This window comes from Methylibium rhizosphaerae (genome assembly GCF_006386545.1).
GTDB lineage: Bacteria > Pseudomonadota > Gammaproteobacteria > Burkholderiales > Burkholderiaceae_C > Pseudorivibacter > Pseudorivibacter rhizosphaerae.
Genome location: NZ_SWAR01000019.1, coordinates 39,312 through 62,850, shown reverse-complemented (window position 1 = coordinate 62,850; position 23,539 = coordinate 39,312). Strand labels below are relative to the sequence as shown.

25 protein-coding genes are annotated in these 23,539 nt (G+C 69.7%); 11 read left to right on the top strand and 14 right to left on the bottom strand.

The genetic code is table 11. The annotated features are described in order from the left end of the window. Window positions 1-3: 3 nt before the first annotated feature. The 8 genes from E8D38_RS14895 to E8D38_RS14860 all read right to left on the bottom strand — a co-directional run bounded on the left by E8D38_RS14895 (window position 4) and on the right by E8D38_RS14860 (window position 7,541). Entirely contained in the window at window positions 4-759 is a 756-nt protein-coding gene (locus tag E8D38_RS14895) for a siderophore ferric iron reductase (RefSeq protein WP_140632136.1), read from the bottom strand. Continuing rightward, a complete protein-coding gene (locus E8D38_RS14890; RefSeq protein WP_425462781.1) occupies window positions 756-2,618 on the bottom strand; it encodes an IucA/IucC family protein in 1,863 nt (620 codons plus the stop codon). The genes E8D38_RS14895 and E8D38_RS14890 overlap by 4 nt, the downstream gene beginning before the upstream one ends. Window positions 2,619-2,629: 11 nt before the next feature. Beyond that, entirely contained in the window at window positions 2,630-3,229 is a 600-nt protein-coding gene (locus E8D38_RS14885; protein WP_140632125.1) for a GNAT family N-acetyltransferase, read from the bottom strand. After that, window positions 3,219-4,442 carry an MFS transporter gene (locus tag E8D38_RS14880; protein WP_140632121.1) on the bottom strand — a complete coding sequence of 408 codons (1,224 nt, stop codon included), beginning with the start codon at window positions 4,440-4,442 and terminating at the stop codon, window positions 3,219-3,221. Before E8D38_RS14880 ends, E8D38_RS14885 begins: the two co-directional genes overlap by 11 nt. A 136-nt stretch (window positions 4,443-4,578) precedes the next feature. After that, a complete protein-coding gene (locus E8D38_RS14875; RefSeq protein ID WP_140632115.1) occupies window positions 4,579-5,895 on the bottom strand; it encodes a lysine N(6)-hydroxylase/L-ornithine N(5)-oxygenase family protein in 1,317 nt (438 codons plus the stop codon). A 124-nt stretch (window positions 5,896-6,019) separates the two neighbouring features. Then, complete coding sequence (locus E8D38_RS14870; RefSeq protein WP_140632109.1) at window positions 6,020-6,802, bottom strand: DUF2189 domain-containing protein; 783 nt, start codon at window positions 6,800-6,802, stop codon at window positions 6,020-6,022. 92 nt (window positions 6,803-6,894) lie between these two features. Beyond that, on the bottom strand, window positions 6,895-7,152 hold the full coding sequence (locus E8D38_RS14865) for a hypothetical protein (protein ID WP_140632104.1): 258 nt from the start codon (window positions 7,150-7,152) through the stop codon (window positions 6,895-6,897). Further along, complete coding sequence (locus tag E8D38_RS14860; protein ID WP_140632101.1) at window positions 7,149-7,541, bottom strand: VOC family protein; 393 nt, start codon at window positions 7,539-7,541, stop codon at window positions 7,149-7,151. The genes E8D38_RS14865 and E8D38_RS14860 overlap by 4 nt, the downstream gene beginning before the upstream one ends. 100 nt (window positions 7,542-7,641) lie before the next feature. Here E8D38_RS14860 and E8D38_RS14855 point away from each other — a divergent pair, with 100 nt between their 5' ends. From E8D38_RS14855 to E8D38_RS14845, 3 genes are read left to right on the top strand one after another with little or no spacing between them, the layout of a single operon-like run. Beyond that, on the top strand, window positions 7,642-8,145 hold the full coding sequence (locus tag E8D38_RS14855) for a hypothetical protein (RefSeq protein WP_140632097.1): 504 nt from the start codon (window positions 7,642-7,644) through the stop codon (window positions 8,143-8,145). A gap of 57 nt (window positions 8,146-8,202) precedes the next feature. After that, window positions 8,203-8,415 (top strand): hypothetical protein, encoded by a 213-nt coding sequence (locus tag E8D38_RS14850; RefSeq protein ID WP_140632092.1) that lies wholly within the window; start codon window positions 8,203-8,205, stop codon window positions 8,413-8,415. 21 nt (window positions 8,416-8,436) lie between these two features. After that, entirely contained in the window at window positions 8,437-9,339 is a 903-nt protein-coding gene (locus E8D38_RS14845; RefSeq protein WP_140632087.1) for a hypothetical protein, read from the top strand. Between the two features lie 62 nt (window positions 9,340-9,401). Here the strand turns inward: E8D38_RS14845 and E8D38_RS14840 are convergent, their stop codons facing one another. From E8D38_RS14840 to E8D38_RS14830, 3 genes are all read right to left on the bottom strand, one after another. Further along, complete coding sequence (locus tag E8D38_RS14840) at window positions 9,402-10,388, bottom strand: Bug family tripartite tricarboxylate transporter substrate binding protein (protein ID WP_140632083.1); 987 nt, start codon at window positions 10,386-10,388, stop codon at window positions 9,402-9,404. A 74-nt stretch (window positions 10,389-10,462) separates the two neighbouring features. After that, on the bottom strand, window positions 10,463-11,668 hold the full coding sequence (locus E8D38_RS14835; RefSeq protein WP_140632077.1) for a CaiB/BaiF CoA transferase family protein: 1,206 nt from the start codon (window positions 11,666-11,668) through the stop codon (window positions 10,463-10,465). 33 nt (window positions 11,669-11,701) lie between these two features. Further along, window positions 11,702-12,643: a hydroxymethylglutaryl-CoA lyase gene (locus E8D38_RS14830; protein ID WP_140632073.1), complete on the bottom strand. Its 942-nt coding sequence runs from the start codon at window positions 12,641-12,643 to the stop codon at window positions 11,702-11,704. 88 nt (window positions 12,644-12,731) lie between these two features. Between E8D38_RS14830 and E8D38_RS14825 the strand changes: the two genes are divergently transcribed. After that, window positions 12,732-13,634: a LysR family transcriptional regulator gene (locus E8D38_RS14825; protein WP_140632070.1), complete on the top strand. Its 903-nt coding sequence runs from the start codon at window positions 12,732-12,734 to the stop codon at window positions 13,632-13,634. A gap of 19 nt (window positions 13,635-13,653) precedes the next feature. On the opposite strand, the gene E8D38_RS14820 is transcribed toward E8D38_RS14825, so the two are convergent. Further along, window positions 13,654-15,006, bottom strand: coding sequence for an MFS transporter (locus E8D38_RS14820; protein WP_140632324.1), 1,353 nt, complete (start codon window positions 15,004-15,006; stop codon window positions 13,654-13,656). A gap of 226 nt (window positions 15,007-15,232) precedes the next feature. On the opposite strand from E8D38_RS14820, the gene cyoA reads away from it, so the two are divergent. From cyoA to E8D38_RS14785, 7 genes are read left to right on the top strand one after another with little or no spacing between them, the layout of a single operon-like run. Continuing rightward, window positions 15,233-16,225 carry a ubiquinol oxidase subunit II gene (gene cyoA, locus E8D38_RS14815; RefSeq protein WP_246099510.1) on the top strand — a complete coding sequence of 331 codons (993 nt, stop codon included), beginning with the start codon at window positions 15,233-15,235 and terminating at the stop codon, window positions 16,223-16,225. 24 nt (window positions 16,226-16,249) lie between these two features. Further along, the gene (cyoB, locus tag E8D38_RS14810; protein ID WP_140632058.1) at window positions 16,250-18,259 is read left to right on the top strand and encodes a cytochrome o ubiquinol oxidase subunit I; all 2,010 of its coding nucleotides are present in this window, start codon (window positions 16,250-16,252) and stop codon (window positions 18,257-18,259) included. A 13-nt stretch (window positions 18,260-18,272) separates the two neighbouring features. Then, on the top strand, window positions 18,273-18,902 hold the full coding sequence (cyoC, locus tag E8D38_RS14805; protein ID WP_140632052.1) for a cytochrome o ubiquinol oxidase subunit III: 630 nt from the start codon (window positions 18,273-18,275) through the stop codon (window positions 18,900-18,902). A 35-nt stretch (window positions 18,903-18,937) separates the two neighbouring features. Further along, window positions 18,938-19,315: a cytochrome o ubiquinol oxidase subunit IV gene (gene cyoD / locus E8D38_RS14800; protein WP_140632048.1), complete on the top strand. Its 378-nt coding sequence runs from the start codon at window positions 18,938-18,940 to the stop codon at window positions 19,313-19,315. Then, window positions 19,312-20,121: an SURF1 family protein gene (locus E8D38_RS14795; protein WP_246099504.1), complete on the top strand. Its 810-nt coding sequence runs from the start codon at window positions 19,312-19,314 to the stop codon at window positions 20,119-20,121. Before cyoD ends, E8D38_RS14795 begins: the two co-directional genes overlap by 4 nt. 8 nt (window positions 20,122-20,129) lie before the next feature. After that, on the top strand, window positions 20,130-21,470 hold the full coding sequence (locus tag E8D38_RS14790) for an ATP-binding protein (protein WP_140632043.1): 1,341 nt from the start codon (window positions 20,130-20,132) through the stop codon (window positions 21,468-21,470). Further along, window positions 21,454-22,005, top strand: coding sequence for a response regulator transcription factor (locus tag E8D38_RS14785; protein ID WP_246099503.1), 552 nt, complete (start codon window positions 21,454-21,456; stop codon window positions 22,003-22,005). The genes E8D38_RS14790 and E8D38_RS14785 overlap by 17 nt, the downstream gene beginning before the upstream one ends. A gap of 3 nt (window positions 22,006-22,008) precedes the next feature. Here E8D38_RS14785 and E8D38_RS14780 read toward each other — a convergent pair whose 3' ends face one another. Together E8D38_RS14780 and pcaCD are read right to left on the bottom strand one after the other, a co-directional pair. Beyond that, window positions 22,009-22,218 (bottom strand): hypothetical protein, encoded by a 210-nt coding sequence (locus E8D38_RS14780; protein WP_140632030.1) that lies wholly within the window; start codon window positions 22,216-22,218, stop codon window positions 22,009-22,011. A gap of 63 nt (window positions 22,219-22,281) precedes the next feature. Continuing rightward, complete coding sequence (gene pcaCD / locus E8D38_RS14775; RefSeq protein WP_140632025.1) at window positions 22,282-23,535, bottom strand: bifunctional 4-carboxymuconolactone decarboxylase/3-oxoadipate enol-lactonase PcaCD; 1,254 nt, start codon at window positions 23,533-23,535, stop codon at window positions 22,282-22,284. Window positions 23,536-23,539: the final 4 nt, after the last annotated feature.

Genomic DNA, 23,539 nt, shown 5'->3' with positions numbered 1-23,539 from the left:
CAATCACTCCAGGTTGAGGCAGGCGATGCGCTCCGGCAGCGGCCGCTTCGGGCAGGTGCTGCAGCGATCGCCGTCGTGCCGCCGGAAATGCAGGCAGCACACCTTGCGGTCCAGTGCCAGCCGTTCAGCGCCGGCCGCGTCTTGGTACTTGAAGTAGCCGCCTGCACGCGGCAGCCCCAGGGCGGCCAGCCAGCAGGCGCCGCGCCGCTGCGCGCGGGCTTCGCTCGCAGGGCCGGCCAGCCGCTCGTGTCGCTGCACGGCCAGCACGGCCGCCAGCGTGCTGTCTGCGAGCGTGAGGCGGGCAGCCTTGGGGTGCAGCGGCGCTTGCGCCTGCCATGCGCGCAACAAGCCCTCGCAGCCTTCGGCCAGCTGGGCCGCCGCAAGGCGCAGGCAGGCCGCCTCATCACCGGTGAATGGCAACTGGTCGGCCAGCGCGTAGTCGCCGAGCTCGCCGTCCGCCGGGCTTTGCAGCAGCGCCTGCGAGCGCGGGCACAGGCCGCACAGGTGCACCCCGATCACCGACAGGTACACCGGCTGCCAGATCAGCAACCCCCAGCCGCGCAGCGCCCAGTAGTGCGGCCCGGCCTCCGGATGGCGGCGCGCCAGCTGCGCATGCAGTGCGGCCAGCCCGCCTGTGCCGGGCGAGCACCAGGGCCGGTGCTCCGGCCCGGGCGCCTGCAGGCTGCCGCGCCAGCCGGGCAGCACGCTCGCGGCCGCGTCGACCAGTCTTGCCAGGACGGGCGCGGCCGCTGCGGTCATGCCGTCGCCAGTGCCGGCCGGTTCGTCGTGGCCGCGCCGCGCTGCGGCCGGAACTTCGCGATCGGGTTGGGCAGGTGCCCCGCCATGCGCAGGCTGCCGGCGGGATCGGCCAGGTTCACCATCTGCATCGTGTTGGCCAGCTGCAGTCGGTTCAGGCAGGAATGCAGGAACTCGGGCGCGAAGAAGTCGTAGCGCTCGAACTTGTGGGCCAGCTGCGGATGGGCGGCCTGGTATTCGGCGGCGCAGGCGGCCACCAGCGACCAGAACTCGTCCTCGTGCGCGGTCACGCCGTGGTCGAGCAGCAGCTGGTTCAGGTGTCGGAAGAAGCCGTCGAACACATCGATGAAGATGGCCAGCAGCTTGAAGTCCTCGGGCACGTCCACCGCGAGGCGGCGGATGTCGTCGGGCAGCTGGGCGTCCTTGTTCAGCACCGCCGACTCCTCGGCGATGTCCTTCATGATGAGCCGCGCCGGCACATGCTGCTGCAGCACCATGATGAGGTTCTCGCCGTGCGGCATGAAGGTGAGGTCGTGCGCATAGAAGCAGTGCAGCAGCGGCACGAGGTAGGCGCGCAGGTAGCGCCCGAGCCACTCGTGCGCCGGCAGGCCGGAGCGGCGCACGAGCTCGGGCAGCAGCGCGCGGCCGTCGCTGTCCACGTGCAGCAGCGCGGCCATGGTCATGAGGCGCTCGCCGGTGGCCAGCCGCTCGACCGGGCTCTCGCGCCACAGGCAGGAGAGCATCTTCTTGTACGGCGTGTCCGAAGCGATGGCCGCCTCGTAGTAGCGGTTGCGAAAGCCCACCGAAGCCACCTCGCGCAGGATCGAGAAGCCGTGGCTGCGCAGCGTGGCGTCCTCGCGCACCAGCCGGTCGATCCACTCGTTGATGGCCGGCGTGCCGGCCATGTAGTAGGGCGACAGGCCGCGCATGAAGCCCATGTTCAGGATGGACAGCGAGGTCTTGACGTAATGCTTGTTCTGGCGATCGGCATTGAAGTAGGTGCGGATCGACTGCTGCGCCACATAGTGGTCGTCGCTCGTGCCCAGGCACACGATGTGGCGCTGGGCCACGTCGGAGGCGAAGGCGATCGACAGCTTGTTGAACCACTGCCACGGATGGGCCGGCATGAACAGGTAGTCCTCGGGCGCAAGGCCCTGGTCGGCCAGCTCGCGACGGTAGCGCGTCACGTTGTGGGCGCCCAGCTCGCCGGCGATGAAGCCCTCGTAGTCGACGCTGGACACGCAGGCGAAGTGGGCCAGCTCGCGATGCACCGCCAGCCACACCAGCGCAAACCGCGAGCCGGCCTCGGGCGCGTAGCTGCGGTAGTCGGTGGCGTCGAAGCCCAGCCGGCCGTTGTTGGCGACGAAACCGGGGTGGCCCTCGGCCATCGACGACTCGATGGTCTGGAAGTCGGCGTCCACCAGCTCCGCGCTGGACGGCGCCGCCTTGCGCTGCTTGTAGGCGGCGCCGTAGAGGGTGCTGCTGATCTCGTCGAGGTAGACGGGCAACAGCTCGGGCTTGATGCCGAGAGCGTCCTTGAACTCGATGATGAACAGCAGCGCATCCAGCGGCTTCTCCACGCCGGCCACCCGCTTGCTGATCGAGGCGGCATCGATGCGCCAGTGCCGCAGGGCCATCGGTTGCGCCTCGAAGCGGTATTCGATGCCGCCCGGCGCATCCAGGCGCCAGCGGCTGAAGCCGTGGCGCTGCGGCAGCGCGTCCAGCAGCGCGGGCTGCAGCACCTGCTCGTGCGAGAACTCGGCGATCGCCTTGCGCACCAGCGCGCGGTTGACCTTGGCCCAGGTGGCCTTGTCGAGATGGGCGACCGCCTGGGTCGGGTCCTCGGGCTGCAGGCGGCGGATGTCGGTGGTGATCATTCGGCGTATTCCTCTTCGGTGTGGATGCGGGCTTGGGCGTTGATGAACTGCTCGCGCGTGCAGAACGAAAGCAGGGCGAGCTTGCGGGTGAGGCGCACAGGGCGCTCGTCCACGAAACCCATGTCGCGGTTGAGCAGGTGCACCTTGTGGTTGCGTGCGTCCGGCTCCACCACCACGCGGCGCGCCTGCAGCCGCTCGAAGATGAAGCTCATGAGCGCGCGGAACACGCGGCGCGTGTAGCCGTGGATGCGATCGCGGGCGGGCCCGACGAAGAAATGCATGCCCACGTCGCCGGGGCGCACCGGGTAGTGGCCGGCCAGCTCGTCGAATGCAGGGTCGTAGCACTCCACCAGGAAGGCCGGCGAGCCGTCGACCAGGCCCATGCAGGCACCCGCATGGCCGCAGGCGACCAGGTCTTCGTAGAACTCGCGCACCTGGGCCTCGGTGTGGTCCTGCATGTTCCAGAACGCGGCGTAGTCCTGGGTGAACCAGTGATGCAGCAGCGGGATGTCGCGCTCGAAGTCGAGCGCTCGCAGCGTGATCTGCGCATCCCATTCGTAGGGCTTGGCGAGCGCGGCGTGGAAATCAGTTCGCATGGTGGGCGGCTCCTAGAGGGACGGAAGGCGCGGTGGCGGCGTGCTGGCGGTCGCAGCCCAGCAGCAGCGCGTCGAGCGCGGCAGTGAGCAGCAGGCAGGCCGAGGCGATGACGAAGGTGACCGCGATGCCGAACGGTCCCACCAGGGCACCGGCGGCAAACGACGACAGCAGCACGCCCAGGTTCTGGAAGAAGTTGAAGACGCTGAAGTCGCGGGCGTAGTCGTCGGGCTTGCTGAAGCGGAACAGCACCACCTCGAACTTCACGATCAGCTGGAACAGCGACCAGCCGTACAGCACGCGGCCCAGCAGGATGAGCGGCTCCGAAGGGGCCGCCTGCATCAGCAGGCCCAGGCTGCCCAGCAGCAGGTTGGCCAGCACGTGGTCGAAGCGCCGGCTCGCATGCCGGTTGACGAACAGCGCTATCAGGGCCACCGCGCCGGGGATGGCGAACACCATGCCGCTTTCCGCCGGCAGCGAGCCGGGCGACACCTGCTGCCAGTAGACCGAGAAGAACGGCCGGATCAGGTAGGCCGAGAAGGTGAAGGTCAGCGTGATCAAACACAGCACCAGCGTGCGGGTGCCGATGCCGCGCCGTGCAGACCGAGCCTGCGGGGACGGCTCGGTGCCCAGCACCCTGACGACGCGGCCGCTGCCGATGAGCCAGGCGCACACCAGCATCTGGGCGAAGTCGCCGCCCGCCATGAGCCACAGGCAGGCCGCGGGGTCCACGCTCTGCAGCAGCCAGCCGCCGGCCACCGCGCCGAAGATGCCGCCCAGGTGCACCACCACCGACAGGAGCCCGATGGTGTGGCCGTGGTCCTCGGGCTTCTCGAGTCGCATCAGGTAGGGGTACATGAGCAGGTAGCTGCTCTTGCACATGAACATCAGCATCGACAGCACCCAGTAGCCCGCCAGGCTCTCGGCGAAGGCGCTGGCCAGGCACAAGAGGCCAGCGGCGCACTGGGTGACGAGCAGCAGCTGCATCGTCTCGACGCGCTGCGCCACCCGGGCCCACAGGGGCAGGGTGAACATCACCGCGATCGAGATGGCCGCGATGTAGGCGCCCACGTGGAACTCGCTGGTGATGCCGTAGCGGCTTTCGAAGAACTGCGGGTAGAACGCGATCAGCACCGCATCGCTGATAACCGCGAAGGCCGACATGAAAACGATCGCGCGGCGCAGTGCGCCGAAGGAGCTTGCGGTCGCGTTCATGTCTGCCCCTCGCCCGGCGAGTACGCCGGCCGATCCCCCGGGGGGATGCGGGCCGGCTTGGGAGCGGCCCGGCGCTCGGCCCGCAAGGATGTCTGCCCCTCGCCGGCCCGTGACATCCACGTTGACACAGGGTGTCTCATGCAACCTCGACGAAGCCGAGGCCCGCGCGCGGCACGAAGTCCTGCACCGCGGTGTGCGTCTCGATCGGGTAGTACTCGATGCCGGTGAGTTCCCGGATCAGCACCGCGTTGCGGTGGCAGGTCATGCCGAGGTCGGGGTTCGACAGGCCGTGGCTGTGGAAGCCGGCGTTCTGCACGAAGACCTCGCGCCCCGCATGGTCCACCGCATAGTTGCGCGCCTGGCGGTAGCGGCCCTGTTCATCCCAGGCGATGCGGTGTCGTATGCCTTCGATGAAGGCCGGCACGCGCGGTGCGTAGCCGGTGGCGAACACCAGGCCGTCGGTGGCGTGCCGGTAGCGCCGGCTGAGATCGGTGTGCTCGAACTCGAGCTCGTAGCGGCCCGCCTGCGCGTCGTGCCGGCAGCGCACCAGCTCCATGCCGGGCAGCAGCTGGGTGCGGTGGCGCAGTTCATCGCGCCGCTCGTCGAGCCGTTCGTAGATGGCGTTGACCAGCTGGGTGTTGATGCCGTTGTAGATGCTCTTCTGGTCGAGCAGGATCTCGGCCTTGCGCGCCGGCGGCAGCGCGTAGAAGTGCTCGATGTAGTCCGGAGAGATCAGCTCCAGCGTGAGCTTGCCGGTCTCCATCTGGAAGAAGCGGGGCGACCGCGTGACCCAGTTGAGCTGGTAGCCGTGGCGGTCGATCTCGCCCAGCAGGTCGTAATAGATCTCGGCCGCGCTCTGGCCGCTGCCCACGATGGTGATGGAGCGCCCGGCCTGAAGCCGCGCCTTGTGGGCGAGGTAGGAAGCGCTGTGCACATGGGGCGCGCCCGGCTCGCAGCAGGCCGGCAGCCGCGGCACCGAGCCCACGCCCAGCACCAGCCGGCGTGCGCGGTGCTCGAAGGGCCTGGGCTGCGATGCCGATGCGAGGTCGTGCCCGCGTACCACGTAGTGGCCCTGCGCCTCGTCGAAGGTGATCTCGGTGACCTCCCGGCTGAACGCGAGGTTGTTCAGCTGCGAGGTGGCCCACTGGCAATAGCGGTTGTATTCGTGCCGCGTGAGATAGAGGTTCTCGCGCACGTAGCAGGCATAGATGCGGCCCTGCTGCTTGCAGTAGTTGAGGTAGCTGAAGCGGCTGGTCGGGTCGGCCAGCGACACCAGGTCCGCAAGGAAGGGGTTCTGCAGCGTGCAGCGCTCGACCAGCATGCCCGGGTGCCAGGCGAACTGAGCGTTGCGCTCGAGGAACAGGCCCTTGTGTTCTTTCAAGGGCGCCATCAGGCAGGCCAGGCTCAAGTTGAAAGGACCGAGCCCGACCGCAATGAAGTCGTAGGTTTGCATCTCTTCTCCCTGAAGGGGCCCGCCCTGGCAACAGGGCGGGCTTCAGAGAGAAGACGAATCAGCGCCGCGAATATTTAGTCGGAACTTGCAACGCTTTGTTTGCAGGGTGGGTGGCGGGCAGCCTTCACGGCCCGACGAGGTCCCGGCAGGCATGCCAGCTGGCGAAGGCCAGCAGCGGGAACACCACCACGAGGCCCAGCATCAGCGTGGCGAAACCGAGCACGGTGAGCCCCGCAATCAGCGCGGCCCACACCAGCATCGCGGCCGGGTTGGCCGCGCAGCAGCGCAGGCTGGTCAGGATGGCGGTGACCACGTCCACCGGCCGGTCGATCAGCAGGGGCGCGCTCACCACGCCGAGCGCGAACACCAGCGCCGCCAGCAGCCCGCCGGCGACGGTGAAGGTGACGGCCAGCGCGGTGAGGCGGCCGGCCAGCAGGTCCCACAGCAGGTTCGAAAGCGTCAGTGCCTCGCCGGTGTAGAAGAAGGCGAACACGATGGCGGCGGTGCGTTCCCAGACGATGCAGGCCAGCGCCAGCAGCAGGCCGAACAGCGCGATCGACTCGGCATTGCCGCGCCACGACAGCCAGGCCTGCCTGGCGTCGGGCGATTGCCCCTGCTCGAGCTGGCGCGATACGGCATACAGCCCGATCGCGATGAAGGGCGCCGCCAGCAGGAAGCCGCCGAGCAAGGCGGGCGCGAGGTAGAGGGCCTTCCAGGTGGTGGCCACCAGCAGCCAGCCGACGGCCGCCACCAGGGCGCCAGTGCCGAGCCCGATGACAGGGGCTCGCAGCAGATCGGCCGCGCCGCGCCGCAGCCAGACGAGGGGGCGGGCGGCTTCCACCTTGCGGACCTGCGGCATCGCGGCGGGTCGCGAGGCGTTGCGGGCGGAGTCGAGCAGGTGTTCCATGACGAACCTCCCGAGGGGCGGCTGCTGCGGATGACCGATGCTAGCCACCGGTGCCTGGGGGCGCCAGCTCCGGCTTGATGCGCATCAAGCCATCACGCGGTCAGCGCGCCGCGCACCTGCTGCAGCAGCTGCGCCTGTTCCTGCTGCGTGCTCACACGCAGCCGGGTGAAGGTGGCCAGGTCGAGCTTCACGTCGGCATAGAGGCCCGACGGGTCTTCATGGAAATGCAGGAAGGCGCGGGACTTCAGGTAGAACGCGCCGGGGGTCCGTTCGACCAGCGGGCCGAGCTGGCGCAGCGCTTCGAGCAGCGGCTGCAGCTCGCGAAGGGCCTGCTCGGATGCGTGTTTCATGGCGCCTTGTGACACGCCACGCACAGCTTGTTGCCGTCGGGGTCGCGGAAGTAGGCGCCGTAGTAGTGAGCGTGGTACTCGGGCCGCAGGCCGGGCGGGCCTTCGCAGCGTCCGCCGTGGGCCAGCGCCACCGCATGGGCTCGGTCCACCGCGGCCCGGCTGTCGGCCAGGAAGGCCACCATCTGCCCGTTGCCCGGCTGGTGCGCCTGCTGGTCGTACGGCTTGCCGATGAGGAACAGCGGCCTGGGCCCGCCGGTGGTCTGCCAGCCGGCCCACGGGCGCCCGGCCTCGCAGAAGCGCGGCTCGATGTCCAGCGCGGCCATCAGCGGCCGGTAGAAGGCCAGGGCGCGTTCGAAATCGTTGGTGCCGACGAAGATGTGGGAGAACATGCGCAGGCCCGGGCAGCTGGTTCGAGCCGCATTCTGTCTTGCCGCCTGTTCGAACGGGCCCTCGATGCGAACTCGCAACACCTGCCGCGCTCCAACCGCCATGCGTTCCTGCCTTGCCGCTGCTGCCGTCGCCATCGCCTGCCAGGCCGCCTTCGCGCAGCCCGACGACCGAGCCCATTCCGCCGCCTGCCGCCAGGCGCTCGAGGCGTTGCAGGCGCAGGAGGCTGCCGCCGCGGCGGCCTCGTCGCCGCAGGGCAACCCGAGGCAACAGGCCGCGCGCAAGCGCTTGCCGGCCCTGCAACGCGAGGCAGCCACCGCCTGCCTGGGCGGCGGGCGCGCCGAGCGCCGTTCGCCGCCGGCTGGTGCCAGGGTCTCGCCGCCCGTCAGCGTGGCGCCGGTGACGGTGATGCCGCCGCCCGCACTGCCGCAAGGCGGGCCGCCGGCGCCGGCGCTGACCATGCCGGCGCCGCCGCTCACCGTGACGGCCTGCGACGCGGCCGGCTGCCTGGCGAGCGACGGCACGCGCCTGCAGTGGGCCGGCCCCAACCTGCTGGGCCCGCGAGGCATGTGCACGGTGCAGGGATCGTTGCTGCAATGCCCTTGAGAACATCAGCACCCGCCCTGATAATCCCCGCAGTTCGACAGTCGAGCCGGAGAAGGCATGCAGGTCCTCAAAGACAAGGATGACGCGCTGTACACGAGCCTGGTGCGCCTGGCCGGCGGCAACGCCGGCATCGTGATGCAGGTGCTGTCCAAGCCCTCGCGCCGCACCGTGAACCTCGGCACGGTCATCCAGGAGATCGAAGACCTGCGCGACCGCGCCGTCCGGGCGGCCACCGCCGCGAACGACGGCGCCAGCCGTCTCGCCGGCTGACCACCCCCCCCTTCTTCCCCCATGTCCATCGCCTGGGCGACCGGCGTCCTCGTCGTCCTCCTGCTCCCCGGTTTCTTTTTCTTCTGGGGCTTCTATGCCCCCCACCAGGTCACCCGCGAAAGCGTCCCGGCCAGCCCGCTGGGCCAGCTGGCCGGCGCGGTGGTGGTCAGCTTCTTCGTGCATGCGCTGGCCTACAGCGTGATCAACAGCGCGGTGGTGTGCGGTGCCTCCCGCGGCTGGCTCGCGGCCGTGCCCTGCATCGACTTCGACCAGCTCGCCGCCGTGCTGCGCATCGACGGCGCCACGCTGCCGGGGCGCCCGCAGCGTGCGCTCAACGGCATGTTCGATGCGTTCGCGCCGTGGATCCTCGCCTACTTCGCCATCGTGGCCGGCGCCGCCTTCGCGCTGGGCCTGGCCGGCGGCTGGGGCGTGAGCAGCGGCTGGCTGCCGCTCATGCGGCACCGCTACCTGTTCATGCTCGAAGAAGGCCGCAAGCGCGAGGGCGCCGCGCGCAGCGGCTCCAAGCAGACCGAGGCGCGGCTGGTGCGCGCCCACGTGCTGTCCAAGACGGCGCACGAGGACCTCGTGCTCATCTACGACGGCATCCTGCAGGACTTCTATGCCAAGGCCGACGGCACCATCAGCTACATCGTGCTGCGCGGCGCCCGCTCGGGCACCGTCAAGATCACCAGCGACCAGCCGCGGCGCGCCGGCGACACCACCGCGCTCGAGGGCGGCTCGGCCGGCGACGCCACGACGGCGCTGCTGGTGCTCACCAGCGACGACATCGCCAACGTCTACTTCGAGCACCTGAGCACGGTGATCGGCAGCCCCGAAGAAGAAGCGCAGCTCGCGCGGGCGCTGCAGCGCTACGAAGCCGAGCAGGCCGAGGTGGCACAGGACCAGGCGGCGCCGCCTGCCTGAGCCTGCCGCCCAAGGCGGCTCAGGCTCGCCGCGAGCCGAGGTCGGGCACCGCGTTCACGCGGTCACTGCAGCTCGACGCCGGCCTTCTTGACCAAGGCCGCGTACTTGGCGAGCTCGGTCTTGAAGAACTGCTGCGCGTGTTCGGTGCTGCTCACGTTGATGACGTTGCCCTGCTTCGCCATCAGTTCCTTCACGTCGGGCGCATTGAAGGCGGCCACCACCGCGTCGTGCACCCGCTTCACCTCGGCGGCCGGCAGGCCCTTCGGGCCTACCACCGCGATCCAGGCCTCGACCACGTAGTTGGGCACACCTTGCTCCACGAAGGTGGGGATCTCGGGTGCTGCTGCGATGCGCTGCTGCGTGGCCACGCCGATGGCGCGCAGCGCGCCGCTCTTCAGGTGGGCCTGCACGCTGGGCAGCGACACGGTGCCGAATTCCACCTGGCCGCCGATCAGGTCGGTGACCATCGGCCCCACGCCCTTGTACGGGATGTGGCGCGCCCTGGCGCCCACCTCGTCGAGGTACATCTCGGTGGCCAGGTGCAAGATGGTGCCGTTGCCGCCGGAGGCATACGTCATGTCGCCGTTTTTCGACTTGAGCAGCGCCACCAGCTCCTTCGAGTTCGTGGCCGCCACCTTGGCCGGGTTCACCACCAGCACCACCGGCGTATAGCCGCAGACGGCGATGGGCGTGAAGTCTCCCGGCATGTTGAACGGCAGCGACTTGTACACGCTCGGGAAGATCACCACGTTGTTCGACACCACGCCCAGCGTGTGGCCGTCGGGCGCCGAGCGCGCCAGGGCCTGCAGGCCGACGATGCCGCCGGCCCCCGGCTGGTTGTCGACCACCACCGTGGCGCCCAGTGCCTTGCCCAGGGCCGGCTGCGCGCCGCGGGTGATGGCATCCACGCCCGAGCCGGTGGCATTGGGCAGGATGAAGCGCACCGTCCTGTCCTGGGCCAGCGCGCCAAGGGGCGCCGCGCCCAAGGCGCCGAACGCGGCCAGGCCTTCGAGCAGATGGCGGCGGGTGAGGTGGCGGGAAGCAGTCATCGGGTGGTCTCCGTCCTGATGGATGTAGATGTGGCTGTAGATGTCGAAAGGGCTTGCGAGCGCGCGATCTTGCCTCACGCCACGGCAGCCGACCGTCTCAGGGCCTCCATGCCGGCATCGTCGTAGCCGAGCGAACGCAGCAGCTCCTGCGAGTGCGCGCCGCGCTTGGGCGGCTGCAGCCGCACCGGCAGCCGCATGCCGTCCAGCGTGATCGGGAACAGCGTGGTCTTCACCGACTGGCCGGCCTTGGCGCCGTCGGGCAGCTCCACGTCGGCCAGCGCGCCGGTGGCCAGCAGGTGCGGGTCGTCGAGCAGGTCGGCCGGCTTGCGGATCGGCGCGAACGGCAGCCCGGCACGTTCCATGCGCTCGGCCAGCTCGGCGGCCGGGCGGTGCGCCAGCCGTTCGCGCAGGGCGGCCAGCAGGCGCGGGCGTTCGGCCACGCGCTGGTTGTTGGTGGCCAGCGCCGGTTCGGCCAGCAGGTCGGGCAGGTCCAGCGCCTCGCAGAAGGTGCGCCATTGCGCGTCGCTCACCGCGGCCAGGAAGATCTGTTCGCCGTCCTTCACGGTGAACACGTCGTAGATGGCCCAGGGGCTTTCGCGCGCGGGCATGGGCGCCGGGTGCTTGCCGGTCATCGCGTACTGCAGCATGTGCTGGCCCATCAGGAAGGTGTTGTTCTCGTACAGGGCCGACTGCACCTCCATGCCGCGGCCGGTGATGCCGCGCTGGATCAGCGCCCCCAGGGCGCCGATGGCGCCGAACAGGCCGCCCATGATGTCGTTGACGCTGGTGCCGGCGCGCAGCGGGTCGCCGGGGCGGCCGGTCATGTAGGCCAGGCCGCCCATCATCTGCACCACCTCGTCGAGCGCGGTGCGGTGTTCGTAGGGGCCCGGCAGGAAGCCCTTGTGGCTCACGTAGATGACACGCGGGTTGGCGGCCGAGAGGCTCGCGTAGTCGAGGCCGTACTTGGCCATGGTGCCGGGCTTGAAGTTCTCGACCACCACGTCGGCGCTGGCCGCCAGGCGCCGCGCCACCTCGGCGCCCGCTTCGCTGTGCAGGTCGATCTCGATGCTCTTCTTGTTGCGGTTGAACATCGGGAAGAAGCCGGCGCCCGCGCCCATCAGCGTGCGGGTGCCTTCGCCGCCGATCGGTTCGACCTTCACCACCTCGGCGCCCAGGTCGGCCAGCACCATGCCGCAGGTGGGGCCCATGACCATGTGGGTGAATTCCACGACGCGCAGGCCGGCGAGGGGTTGGGGGGCGGTGGGTGTCGGGGTGTTCATCGAGGGTCTGTCCTGGGTCGTTCCTGAAGAGGGTCACGCGGCCTGCAGCAGCGTCTTGGGCAGGCCGGCACGCCAGATGTTGCCGTGCAGCGGCTCGCCTTCGAGCCATTGCGCGATGTGCCGGCGCAGCTCGATCAGGCGGCTGAAGTCGAGCCCGGTGGGCTGGCCCATGCTGGCGAAGAGGTAGGCCACATCTTCAGTGGCCACGTTGCCGCTGGCGCCCGGTGCATGCGGGCAGCCGCCGATGCCGCCCACGCAGGCATCGAAGCGGCGCGCGCCGGCCTGCCAGGCCGCGTACACGTTGGCCAGGCCCAGGCCGCGCGTGTCGTGGAAGTGGCCGCAGGCCAGCCTGTCGCCGGCCAGCACGAAGGCCTGCTCGAACAGGGCCGCCACCATGGCCGGGTCGGCATAGCCCACCGTGTCGGCCAGGCCGACGCGGTCGGCGCCGGCGTCGAGCACGGCGCGCAGGAGCCGCAGCACCTCGGCCGGCTGCACCCGGCCCTGCAGGGTGCAGCCGAAGGCGGTGCTCAGGCCCACCTCGATGAGGCAGGGCGAGCCCGCGGCGTCGCGCAGGGCGCGGATCGCGGCGATCTCCCGCACCACGTCGTCGGGTGTCTTGCGCAGGTTGGCCAGGCTGTGCGCATGGCTGGCCGACAGCGGCAGCAGCATCAGGTCGGCGCCCGACTCGAGGGCACGTTCGGCGCCCTTGAGGTTGGGCACCAGAACCGACGTGAAGAGCCCCGGCAGCGTCTTGCCGAAGGCCACCAGCTCGGCGGTGTCGGCCAGCTGCGGCAGCAGGCGCGGCGGCACGAAGGAGCCGACCTCGATCTCGCGCAGGCCGGCGTCGTAGGCCTCCTGAAGCCACAACCGCTTGATGTCGGTGGGCACGGTGCGGGCAATGGCCTGCAGCCCGTCGCGCAGGCCGACTTCGCGCACGGTGACGGGCTGGGGGGCAGCGGTTTGGTGTGCAGTCATGCGGGCAACTCTAGGCATTCTCTCGCGAGGCGCCAGCGTTATTTTGGAAGCGCCATCGTTCCGGTTCGGAACGGCACAATCGGCGTCCATGACGCGGCACTTCGATCCACTGACGCTGCGCCTTTTCGTCGCGGTGTGCGAGGAGCGCAGCATCGCCCGCGCCGCTGCGCGCGAGTCGCTGGTCGCGTCCGCCGTGAGCAAGCGCATCGGCGCCGTCGAGCGGCAGCTGGGCACGCCGCTGCTGGTGCGCGGCCGGCGCGGCATCGAGCCCACAGCCGCCGGCCAGACCCTGCTGCGCCAGGCCCGCGAGGTGCTGGGTGCGATGGAGCGCATGCATGCGGAGCTGAGCGAATTCGCCAGCGGCGTGCTGGGCAGCGTGCGGGTATCGGCCACCGTGTCGGCGCTGGCGGAGCGGCTGCCCGATGACATCGCCGGCTTCATCAACCAGCACGAGGCGGTGCGGGTGAGCCTCGACGAATCGGGCGGCGCGCAGGTGGTGCGCGAGGTGCGCGAAGGCGCGGCCGACCTGGGCGTGGTGTGGAACGCGGTGGACACGAGCGGCCTGCGAGCCCGGCCCTACCGTCGCGACCACCTCGGCGTGGCGATGCCGCCCTCGCATCCGCTGGCGCAGCGGCAAAGCATCCGGTGGGCCGACACCCTGGATCACGTCTCGGTCGGGGTGGTGCCCGGCGGCCTGCTCGACAACCTGCTGCGCCGCCAGGCCGCGCTGCTGGGCCGGACCTTGAACCACCGCATGCAGGTGGCAAGCCTCGAGGCCGCCGTGCGCATCGTCGCGGCGGGGCTCGGCCTGGCGATCCTGCCCTTCGAGGCGGCGGCACCCCAGGTGGCGTCGCTGCAGCTGGTCATGCGGCCGCTCGACGAGCCCTGGGCGGTGCGTCAGTTCGTGATCGTGTCGCGCGAGGACGAATGGCTGTCGGCCGCGGCGCGGTTGCTGCTGCAGCACCTGGCCCGCCACGGCGGCCGGGCTTGAAGCCGGCCGCCGGCGACGCTCAGTCGCGCGCTGCCAGCGCCCGGTTGGCCCGCAGCGCCAGCAGCGTGCACACGCAGCCGGACAGCAGGTACACCGTCACTGCGACGAGCCCGAACTTCGCCGACAGCCCCAGCGCCACCAGCGGCGCGAAGGCGGCGCCGAAGAGCCAGGCGAAGTCGTAGGTGAGCGCCGCGCCGGTGTAGCGAAAGCGCGGCTCGAAGTTCGACGTCACCGCGCCGGAGGCCTGGCCGTAGGACAGGCCCAGCAGCACGAAGCCGATCAGGATGAACAGGTCCTGGCCCAGCACGCCGCCGTCGAGCAGCCAGGGCGCGGCCAGGCTGAACAGCGCGATCAGCACGGCCAGCAGACCCAGCATGCTGCGCCGGCCGATGCGGTCGGCCACCAGCCCCGACACCGGCATGGCCGCTGCGGCCAGGCAGGCACCGACCATCTGCACCGCGAGGAATTCGCCGACCGCCTGGTTCGAGTACAGCGTGATCCACGACAGCGGGAACACGGTGACGATGTGGAACAGGGCGTAGCTGGCCAGCGCGGCGAAGGCGCCGATCAGGATGTTGCCGCCCTGGCTGCGGAAGAGTTCGCGTTCGTTGCAGGGCTCCAGCTCGTGGGCGGCCAGCTCCTGCTCGTATTCGCGGGTGACCACCAGCCGCAGCCGCGCGAACAGCGCCACCACGTTGATCGCGAAGGCCGCATAGAACGGGTAGCGCCAGCCCCAGGAGAGAAAGTCGGCGCTCGACAGGCTGCCCCACAGGTAGGCGAACAGGCCGCCGGCCACCAGGAAGCCGAGCGGCGCGCCCAGCTGCGCCAGCATGGCGTACCAGCCGCGGCGGTGTTCCGGCGCGTTGAGCGCCAGCAGCGACGGCAGGCCGTCCCAGGAGGCGCCCATGGCCAGGCCCTGGCCGATGCGGCACAGCGCCAGCAGCGCGATCGCCGCCGCACCCAGGCTGGCGTAGCCGGGCAGCAGCGCCATGCCGGCGGTCGAGCAGCCGAGCAGGAACAGCGCCGCGGTGAGCTTGGTGCCGCGGCCGAAGCGGCGCTGGATCTCCATGCCGGCCAGCGTGCCCAGCGGGCGCACCACGAAGGCGAAGGCGAACAGCGCAAAGGCGTACAGCGTGCCCTCGAGCCGGCTGGCGAACGGGAAGAACACCTGCGGGAACACCAGCGCGCAGGCGATGCCGTAGACGAAGAAGTCGAAGTACTCGGAGGCACGGCCGATCACCACGCCGACGGCGATGTCGCCCGGCGCCACGCGGGCATGTTCCTGTGCGGAAGTACCGGGCGCGTCGTGGATGCTGCGGGTGTTGCGCGGCGCGGCCGAGGGGAAGGGCGGGTCGATGGTGTTGCCGGACATCATGTTCAGAGCAGGTGGGTGGGACAAAATGTCCAATCGTTGATCCGGGTCAATCAAGATACATTCAGCCGCAACGCGCAACTATGGTTTACCCGCGCGCCTGGACTCGACAATGACCGCGACACGCCCGAACAACGACAGAACCCGCGTGCACCCCGCCCGAGGACTCGGCGCGGCGGTGGGCGCGCTGACCTTGCTGCTGCTGGCCGGCTGCGACACCGTGGTGATGAACCCCTCAGGTGACATCGCCGCCCAGCAGGCCCAGCTGATTGTCACCTCGACCGTGCTGATGCTGCTGATCATCGTGCCGGTGATCGTGCTGACGTTGGTGTTCGCCTGGCGCTACCGGCAGTCGAACACCGAGGCGACCTACAGCCCCGACTGGGACCACTCCACCCGCCTCGAACTCGTGATCTGGGGCGCGCCGCTGCTGATCATCATCGCGCTGGGCGCGCTCACCTGGATCAGCACCCACAAGCTCGACCCGTGGCGCCCGCTGGAGCGCATCGACGCACGGCGCCCGGTGGACCCGAAGGTCGCGCCGCTCGTGGTGCAGGTGGTCGCGCTCGACTGGAAGTGGCTGTTCCTCTACCCCGAGCAGGGCATCGCCACCGTCAACGAACTGGCCGCGCCGGTGGACCGGCCGATCCAGTTCCGCATCACGTCGTCGACCGTGATGAATTCGTTCTACATCCCGGCGCTGGCGGGGCAGATCTACGCCATGCCGGGCATGGAGACCAAGCTGCATGCGGTGATCAACCGCGCCGGCGTGTACGACGGCTTCTCGGCCAACTTCAGCGGCGACGGCTTCTCGCACATGCGCTTCAAGTTCCACGGCCTGTCGGCCGCCGGCTTCGACCGCTGGGTCGAGGCCAGCCGCGCCTCGGGCGAGGTGCTCGACCGGGGCCTGTACCTCAAGCTCGAGCAGCCGAGCGAGCGCGAGCCGGTGCGCCGCTTCGGCCGCGTGGACCCGCAGCTGTTCGATGCGGCGGTCAACCGCTGCGTCGACAAGACCAAGATGTGCATGGGCGAAATGATGGCGATCGACGCCGCCGGCGGCATGGGCAAGGGCGGCCTGGCCTACCTGGAGCGCAAGCCCTGGCGCGACGGCGAGCGCAGCTTCGTGGCCGCTGCCGCCTGCACGCCGGACAACCCGACCGGCGCTTCCCTGCCCGCCGCCGCCGCCACTGCCTTTACCGACGCCACGGCCCGCAACTGAGGCCAGCCCCGCGAGACGACCCAGATGTCCACCGACTCCCTCGACCTGCAAAAGCTCGTGTTCGGCCGCCTCGGCTGGGACGCGCTCCCGCTGCACGAGCCGATCCTGATCGGCACCTTCGCCGCCACCGTGCTGGGCGGCCTCGCCATCCTGGCGCTCGTCACCCGCTACAAGCTGTGGGGCACCCTGTGGCGCGACTGGATCACCAGCATCGACCACAAGAAGATCGGGATCATGTACATCGTGCTGGGCCTGGTGATGCTGCTGCGCGGCTTCGCCGACGCCATCATGATGCGGGCCCAGCAGGCCGTCGCCTTCGGCGACACCGCCGGCTTCCTGCCGCCGCACCACTATGACCAGATCTTCACGGCCCACGGCGTGATCATGATCTTCTTCGTGGCCATGCCGCTGATCACCGGCTTCATGAACTACCTCGTGCCGCTGCAGATCGGCGCGCGCGACGTGGCCTTCCCCTTCCTCAACAATTTCAGCTTCTGGATGACCGCCGGCGGCGCGGTGCTGGTAATGGCGTCGCTGTTCGTCGGCGAGTTCGCGCGCACCGGCTGGCTGGCCTACCCGCCGCTGTCGGGCATCCTGCAGAGTCCGGGCGTGGGGGTGGACTACTACCTGTGGTCGCTGCAGGTGGCGGGCGTGGGCACCACGCTGTCGGGCATCAACCTCATCGCCACCATCATCAAGATGCGCGCGCCGGGCATGGCCATGATGCGCATGCCGGTGTTCACCTGGACGTCGCTGTGCGCCAACGTGCTCATCGTCGCGTCGTTCCCGGTGCTCACCGCCGCACTGGCCCTGCTGAGCCTCGACCGCTACGCCGGCACCAACTTCTTCACGAACGACCTGGGCGGCAACGCCATGATGTACGTGAACCTGATCTGGATCTGGGGCCACCCCGAGGTCTACATCCTGGTGCTGCCGGCCTTCGGCATCTTCTCGGAGGTGGTGGCCACCTTCTCGCGCAAGCGCCTGTTCGGCTACGCGTCGATGGTCTACGCCACCATCGTGATCACCATCCTGTCGTACCTGGTGTGGCTGCACCACTTCTTCACGATGGGCTCGGGCGCCAGCGTGAACTCGTTCTTCGGCATCACCACGATGATCATCTCGATCCCCACCGGGGCGAAGATCTTCAACTGGCTGTTCACCATGTACCGCGGCCGCATCAAGTTCGAGGTGCCCATGCTGTGGACGGTGGGCTTCATGGTCACCTTCGTGATCGGCGGCATGACCGGCGTGCTGCTCGCCGTACCGCCGGCCGACTTCGTGCTGCACAACAGCCTGTTCCTGATCGCGCACTTCCACAACGTGATCATCGGCGGCGTGCTGTTCGGGCTGTTCGCCGGCATCGTGTTCTGGTTCCCCAAGGCCTTCGGCTACAAGCTCGACCCGTTCTGGGGCAAGTGCTCGTTCTGGTTCTGGCAGATCGGCTTCTTCTTCGCCTTCATGCCGCTGTACGTGCTGGGCCTGATGGGCGTGACCCGCCGCATGAGCCACTTCGACGACCCGTCGCTGCAGATCTGGTTCCAGATCGCCGCCTTCGGCGCGGTGCTCATCGCGCTGGGCATCGCCGCCTTCATCATCCAGCTGGTGGTGAGCTACAGGAAGCGCGAAGCGCTGCGCGACGTGACCGGCGACCCCTGGGACGGCCGCACGCTGGAATGGTCCACCGCCTCGCCGCCGCCCGACTACAACTTCGCCTTCACGCCGGTGGTGCACGACAACGACGCCTGGCACGACATGAAGCGCCGCGGCGCGGTGCGCCCGGTGGCCGGCTTCAAGCCCATCCACATGCCCAGGAACACGGCGGCCGGCGTGGTGATCGCCGCGCTGGCCACGGCCTGCGGTTTCGCGCTGATCTGGCACATGTGGCTGATCGCCGGGCTCACCTTCTTCGCCACCGTGGCGGCGGCCATCGTGCACACCTTCAACTACAAGCGCGACTTCCACATCCCGGCCGACGAGGTGACGCGCTGCGAAAACGCACGCACGCAGGCGCTGGCCGGCGCGTTGGCCTGAGGTGACTTCCAACATGTCGAGCGTTCAAACCTCCACCCTTGCCCCCGGCGCCGCCGCGCCGGTGTTCTACGACAACGGCGACCACCACCCGCAGCAAGGCACGCTGCTGGGCTTCTGGCTCTACCTGATGAGCGACTGCCTCATCTTCGCGGTGCTGTTCGCGGTGTACGCCGTGCTCGGCCGCAGCTATGCGGCGGGCCCGTCGGGCGCCGACCTCTTCGACCTGCAGCTGGTGGCCGTCAACACCGCGCTGCTGCTGCTGTCGTCCATCACCTACGGCTTCGCGATGATCGCCGCGCAGCACCGCCGCAAGGCGCAGGTGCTGGGCTGGCTGGCGGTGACCGGCCTGCTCGGCCTGGGCTTCCTCGGCATCGAGCTGTACGAGTTCGCCCACCTCATCCACGAGGGGGCCGGTCCGCAGCGCAGTGCCTTCCTGTCGTCTTTCTTCACGTTGGTGGGCACCCACGGCCTGCACGTCACCTTCGGCGTGATCTGGCTCGTCACGCTGATGGTGCAGGTGCAAAGGCACGGCCTCATCGCCGAGAACAAGCGCCGCCTGATGTGCCTGTCGATGTTCTGGCACTTCCTCGACGTCGTCTGGATCGGCGTGTTCACCTTCGTCTATCTCATGGGGGTTTTGTGACCCACCCCATGCACCAGCATCTCGGAGCTGCAGCCATGAGCGAACAACATTCCATTCACGACGATCACCACCATGACGACGACGGCGGCTACCACTTCTCCGCGAAGGGCTACGTCATCGGCTTCCTGCTGTCGGTGGTGCTCACGGCCATCCCGTTCTGGCTGGTGATGGCCAAGGTGCTGCCGACGCCCGGCGTCACGGCCGCGGTGATCCTCGGCTTTGCCGCGGTGCAGATCGTCGTGCACATGGTCTACTTCCTGCACATGAACGCGAAGATCGAAGGCGGCTGGTCGATGCTGTCGCTGATCTTCACGGCGGCCATCGTGATCATCATGCTGGCCGGTTCGATCTGGGTGATGTTCCACCTCAACACGAACATGATGCCGGTCCACGACGTGCGACAGATGCCATGACGACGAGCAGCAGCAACCGAACCCCGGACGCCGGCGCCGCGCAGCGTCCCTTGAGCGCGGCGATGTGGGTTGCGCTGCTGCTGGGCGGCCTGTTCGCCTTTGCCGGCCTCGTGTCGCTCGGCATGTGGCAGCTCAACCGCCTGCAGTGGAAGACCAGCCTCATCGAGCGCATCGAGCAGCACCAGACAGCCGCGCCCGCCGCCGCGCCCGGGCCGGCCGAGTGGTCGACATTCGACGGCGCCGATGCCGAGTACCGCCGGGTCATGGTGCGCGGCCGCTTCGCACACGAGCTCGAGACGCTGGTGCAGGCCACCACCGCCCTGGGCAGCGGCTACTGGGTGCTGACGCCGCTGCGCACCGAAGAGGGCTACTGGGTGCTGGTCAACCGAGGCTTCGTGCCGCCCGACCGGCGCGAGCGCGCCGCCCGCGGCCAGCCCGAGCCCGCCGGCGCGCAGACCGTGTCCGGCCTGCTGCGTCTCACCGAGCCGCGCGGCCGCCTGCTGCAGGACAACGACCCGGCCGCCGGCCGCTGGTACTCGCGCGACGTGGCGGCGATTGCCGCCGCGCGGGGCCTGGGCAGCGGCGAACATGCCGGCGCCGTGGCGCCGTACTTCATCGACGTGCGGGCCGACAACGACGCGCCGCTCGACTGGCCGCGCCCGGGCCTCACCGTGCTGCACTTCAGCAACAACCACCTGATGTACGCGCTCACCTGGTTTGCCCTGGCCGCCATGACCGCCGCCGCGCTGGTCTACGCCGTGGCGACCGAGCTGCGGACGCAGCGCCGCGCGGCCCGGCGCGACTGAGCCGCGCCATGCACGCCCAGCCGCAGCAGGCGCCGGGCGACGCCGCACAGGCGCCGGAAAGGATCGCCGGCCGCGAGAACCTGCTGCAGCTGGTGCAGCTGCGCTGGCTGGCCGTCGCCGGCCAGCTGGTCACCATCCTGGCGGTGCATTTCGGCCTGGGCATCACCTTGCCTCTGGCCGAGATGCTGACGCTGCTGGCCGCTCTCGCGCTGTTCAATGCTGCCTGCTGGCTGCGCAGCCGCTTCGCCACTGAGGTGCACCCGGGCGAGCTGTTCGGCGGGCTGCTGGTCGACGTGGGCGTGCTGAGCGGCCAGCTGTTCTATTCGGGCGGGGTCACCAACCCGTTCATCTTCCTGTACCTGCTGCAGGTGGCGCTGGGCTCGGTGCTGCTGCGCCCGCGCGACGTCTGGACCCTGGTGGGCCTCACCAGCCTGTGCTTCATGGCGCTCACCCAGTGGTACCGGCCGCTGCAGCTGCCGGGCTTCGCCGGCGCCGCGCTGTCGGCACCCTACATCGGCGGCCTCCTCATCTGCTTCCTGCTCAATGCGGCGCTGCTGGTGATCTTCATCGTGCGCATCGGGCGCAACCTGCGCCAGCGCGATGCGCGCCTGGCCGAAGCGCGCCAGCGCGCCGCCGAAGAAGAGCACATCGTGCGCATGGGGCTGCTCGCCTCGGGGGCCGCGCACGAGCTGGGCACCCCGCTGGCCACGCTGTCGGTGATCCTGGGCGACTGGTCGCGCATGGCGCCGTTCGCGGCCGAGCCCGAGCTGCGCGAGGAGATCGAGGAAATGCAGCGCCAGCTGCAGCGCTGCAAGGCCATCGTCAGCGGCATCCTGCTGTCGGCCGGCGAGGCGCGCGGCGAGGCGCCGGTGCAGACGACGCTGTTCGCCTTTCTCGACGAGCTGGTCGCGCACTGGCGCGCCACCCGCAACGCCGTGGGCCTGCACTACGAAAGGGCCGGCCTGCCCGACCTGCCGATGATCTCGGACTTCGCGCTGCGTCAGATGCTCGACAACGTGCTCGACAACGCGCTCGAGGCCGCGCCGCATGCGCCACCCGGCCTGCTGGCCATGTGCGAAGACGACGAGCTGGTGCTGCGGGTGCGTGACGAAGGTCCGGGCTTTGCGCCGGCGATGCTCGAACGCTTCGGCAAGCCCTACCAGTCGAGCAAGGGCCGCCCGGGTGGCGGGCTCGGGCTGTTCCTGTCGGTGAACGTCGCGCGCTCGCTGGGCGGCCGCATCGCCGCGCGCAACCGGCCCGAGGGCGGCGCCGAAGTGGAGATCCGGCTGCCGCTGGCGGCGCTCGCGCCGCCACGGCAAGATGACACGCCCGATGGAACCAGCCGCTGAACCCCGCCGCCTGCTGATCGTCGAAGACGACGACGCCTTCGCCCGCACGCTCGCACGTTCGTTCGAGCGGCGCGGCTACGAGGTCCTGCGCGCCGCGAGCCTCGACGACGTGCGCACGCTGATCGAAGGCGCGGGCCGCCGCCCGGCCTATGCGGTGGTGGACCTGAAGCTCGCCGGCGGCGCCTCCGGCCTTGCCTGCGTGCAGGCCCTGCATGCGCACGATGCAGGCATGGTGATCGTGGTGCTCACCGGCTATGCCAGCATCGCCACCGCGGTGGAGGCCATCAAGCTCGGCGCGCGCCACTACCTCGCCAAGCCGGCCAACACCGACGACATCGAGGCCGCCTTCGACCGCGCCCAGGGCGACGCCGACGTCGAGCTCACCGAGCGCACCACGTCGATCAAGACGCTCGAATGGGAGCGCATCCACGAGACGCTGGCCGAGACCGGCTTCAACATCTCGGAAACCGCGCGGCGGCTGGGCATGCACCGCCGCACGCTGGCGCGCAAGCTCGAGAAGCAGCGCGTGAAGTAAGGGTCAGCTCGCGCCGTCCTTCTCGCCGCTTTCGGGCGCGCGCCTCACGTCGTCCTTCTCGCCGTCCAGCCCCGAGGCAGGCGACGAGACCTTGCCGCCGGCAATGCCCTGGGACTTGCTCTGCACGCCGATGTCGGACTTTTCGGTGTTCGGGCCGACGTGGCGGCGCTGGTCGCGTTCGGCGCCTTGGCGCTTGGGGTCGGGATGGGCCATGGTGATCTCCTGGTTGCCGTGCCTTGGGGGCCGGCAACTGGAGTGCCCATCCCGCGCGCGACGCTACAGCCCGGCCAGGAAGCCCTGCACCGCCGCCTCGAAGGCGGCCGGCTGCTCCAGCACGCTCAGGTGCGAGGCGTCCTTCAGCACCATCAGGCGGGCATTCGGAATCTGCCTGGCGATCAGCTCCGACATCGCCACCGGCGCGCCCATGTCGAGCTCGCCGGCGATCACCAGCGTGGGCACCTTCACCTGCGGCAGGCGCTCGGTGGTGTCGTGGTGCTTCACGGCTTCGCACCAGCCGAGATAGCCCACGTCGTCGGTGGTGGCCACGCGGTGCCGCCAGCGTGCAATGGTGGCCGGCTGCGCAAGACGGAACGCGTCATGGAACCAGCGTTGCATGGCGGCGTCTGCCACCGACTCGGTGCCGCCGGCCTTGACCGCGGCGATGCGCTGGTCCCAGTTGGCGCGCGCCTCCGGCGGATAGGCCGAGGTCGAGTTCGCGATCAGCAGCGCCTTCACCCGCTGCGGGTGGCGCAAGGCCAGTTCCTGGCCGACCATGCCGCCCATCGACAAGCCCAGCCACACCACCGGGCCCGCATCCAGCTCGGCGAGCAGCCGCTCGGCGTCTTCGGCCATCTCGGCCATCGCATACGGGCCGACCGGCGATTCCGAGCAGCCGTGGCCGCGGGCGTCGTAGCTGATGACGCGGCAGTCGATGGCCAGGGCGTTGGCCAGCACGTCCCACATCATCAGGTCGCAACCCAGCGCATGCGACAGCACCACGGTGTGGCGGGGCGGCCGGCCGTTGCGCGGCTCGCGCACCGCATAGTGCAGCGACGGTCGCGAGACCGTGCGCCCTTCGCGGCCCACGCCGGGGTGCGAGGCCTCGGTGGCCGGGAAGGGCGCCAGCTCCATGCCGAGCTCGCGCATGATCTTCGTCGCCAGCGCCACGCCGGTGTTGGCGGCCGGCACGCCGGCATAGATGGCGGCCTGCATCAGCACTTCCTTCACCTCGTCGGGCGACAGGCGCGTCTCGGGTTCGCCGCCGGCCAGCGCCGCGCGCAGGTGCAGCTCGTACTCCTCCCAGCGGCCGAGGGCGCAGGTGATGGCCAGCACGATGATGCGGCGGGTCTTCCTGTCCAGCCCGGGGCGGCCCCAGATCTCGTGCCACGCATAGCGGGTGATGAAGTTCTGGAAGTCGGCGTTGAAGCTGTTGGCATTGGCCACCGACTTGTCGACCCAGGCGTCGCCGAGGATGCCGCGGCGGTTGCGCATGCCGCGTTCGAGGTCGTGGTCGAAAGGATCGAAGCTCATGGTG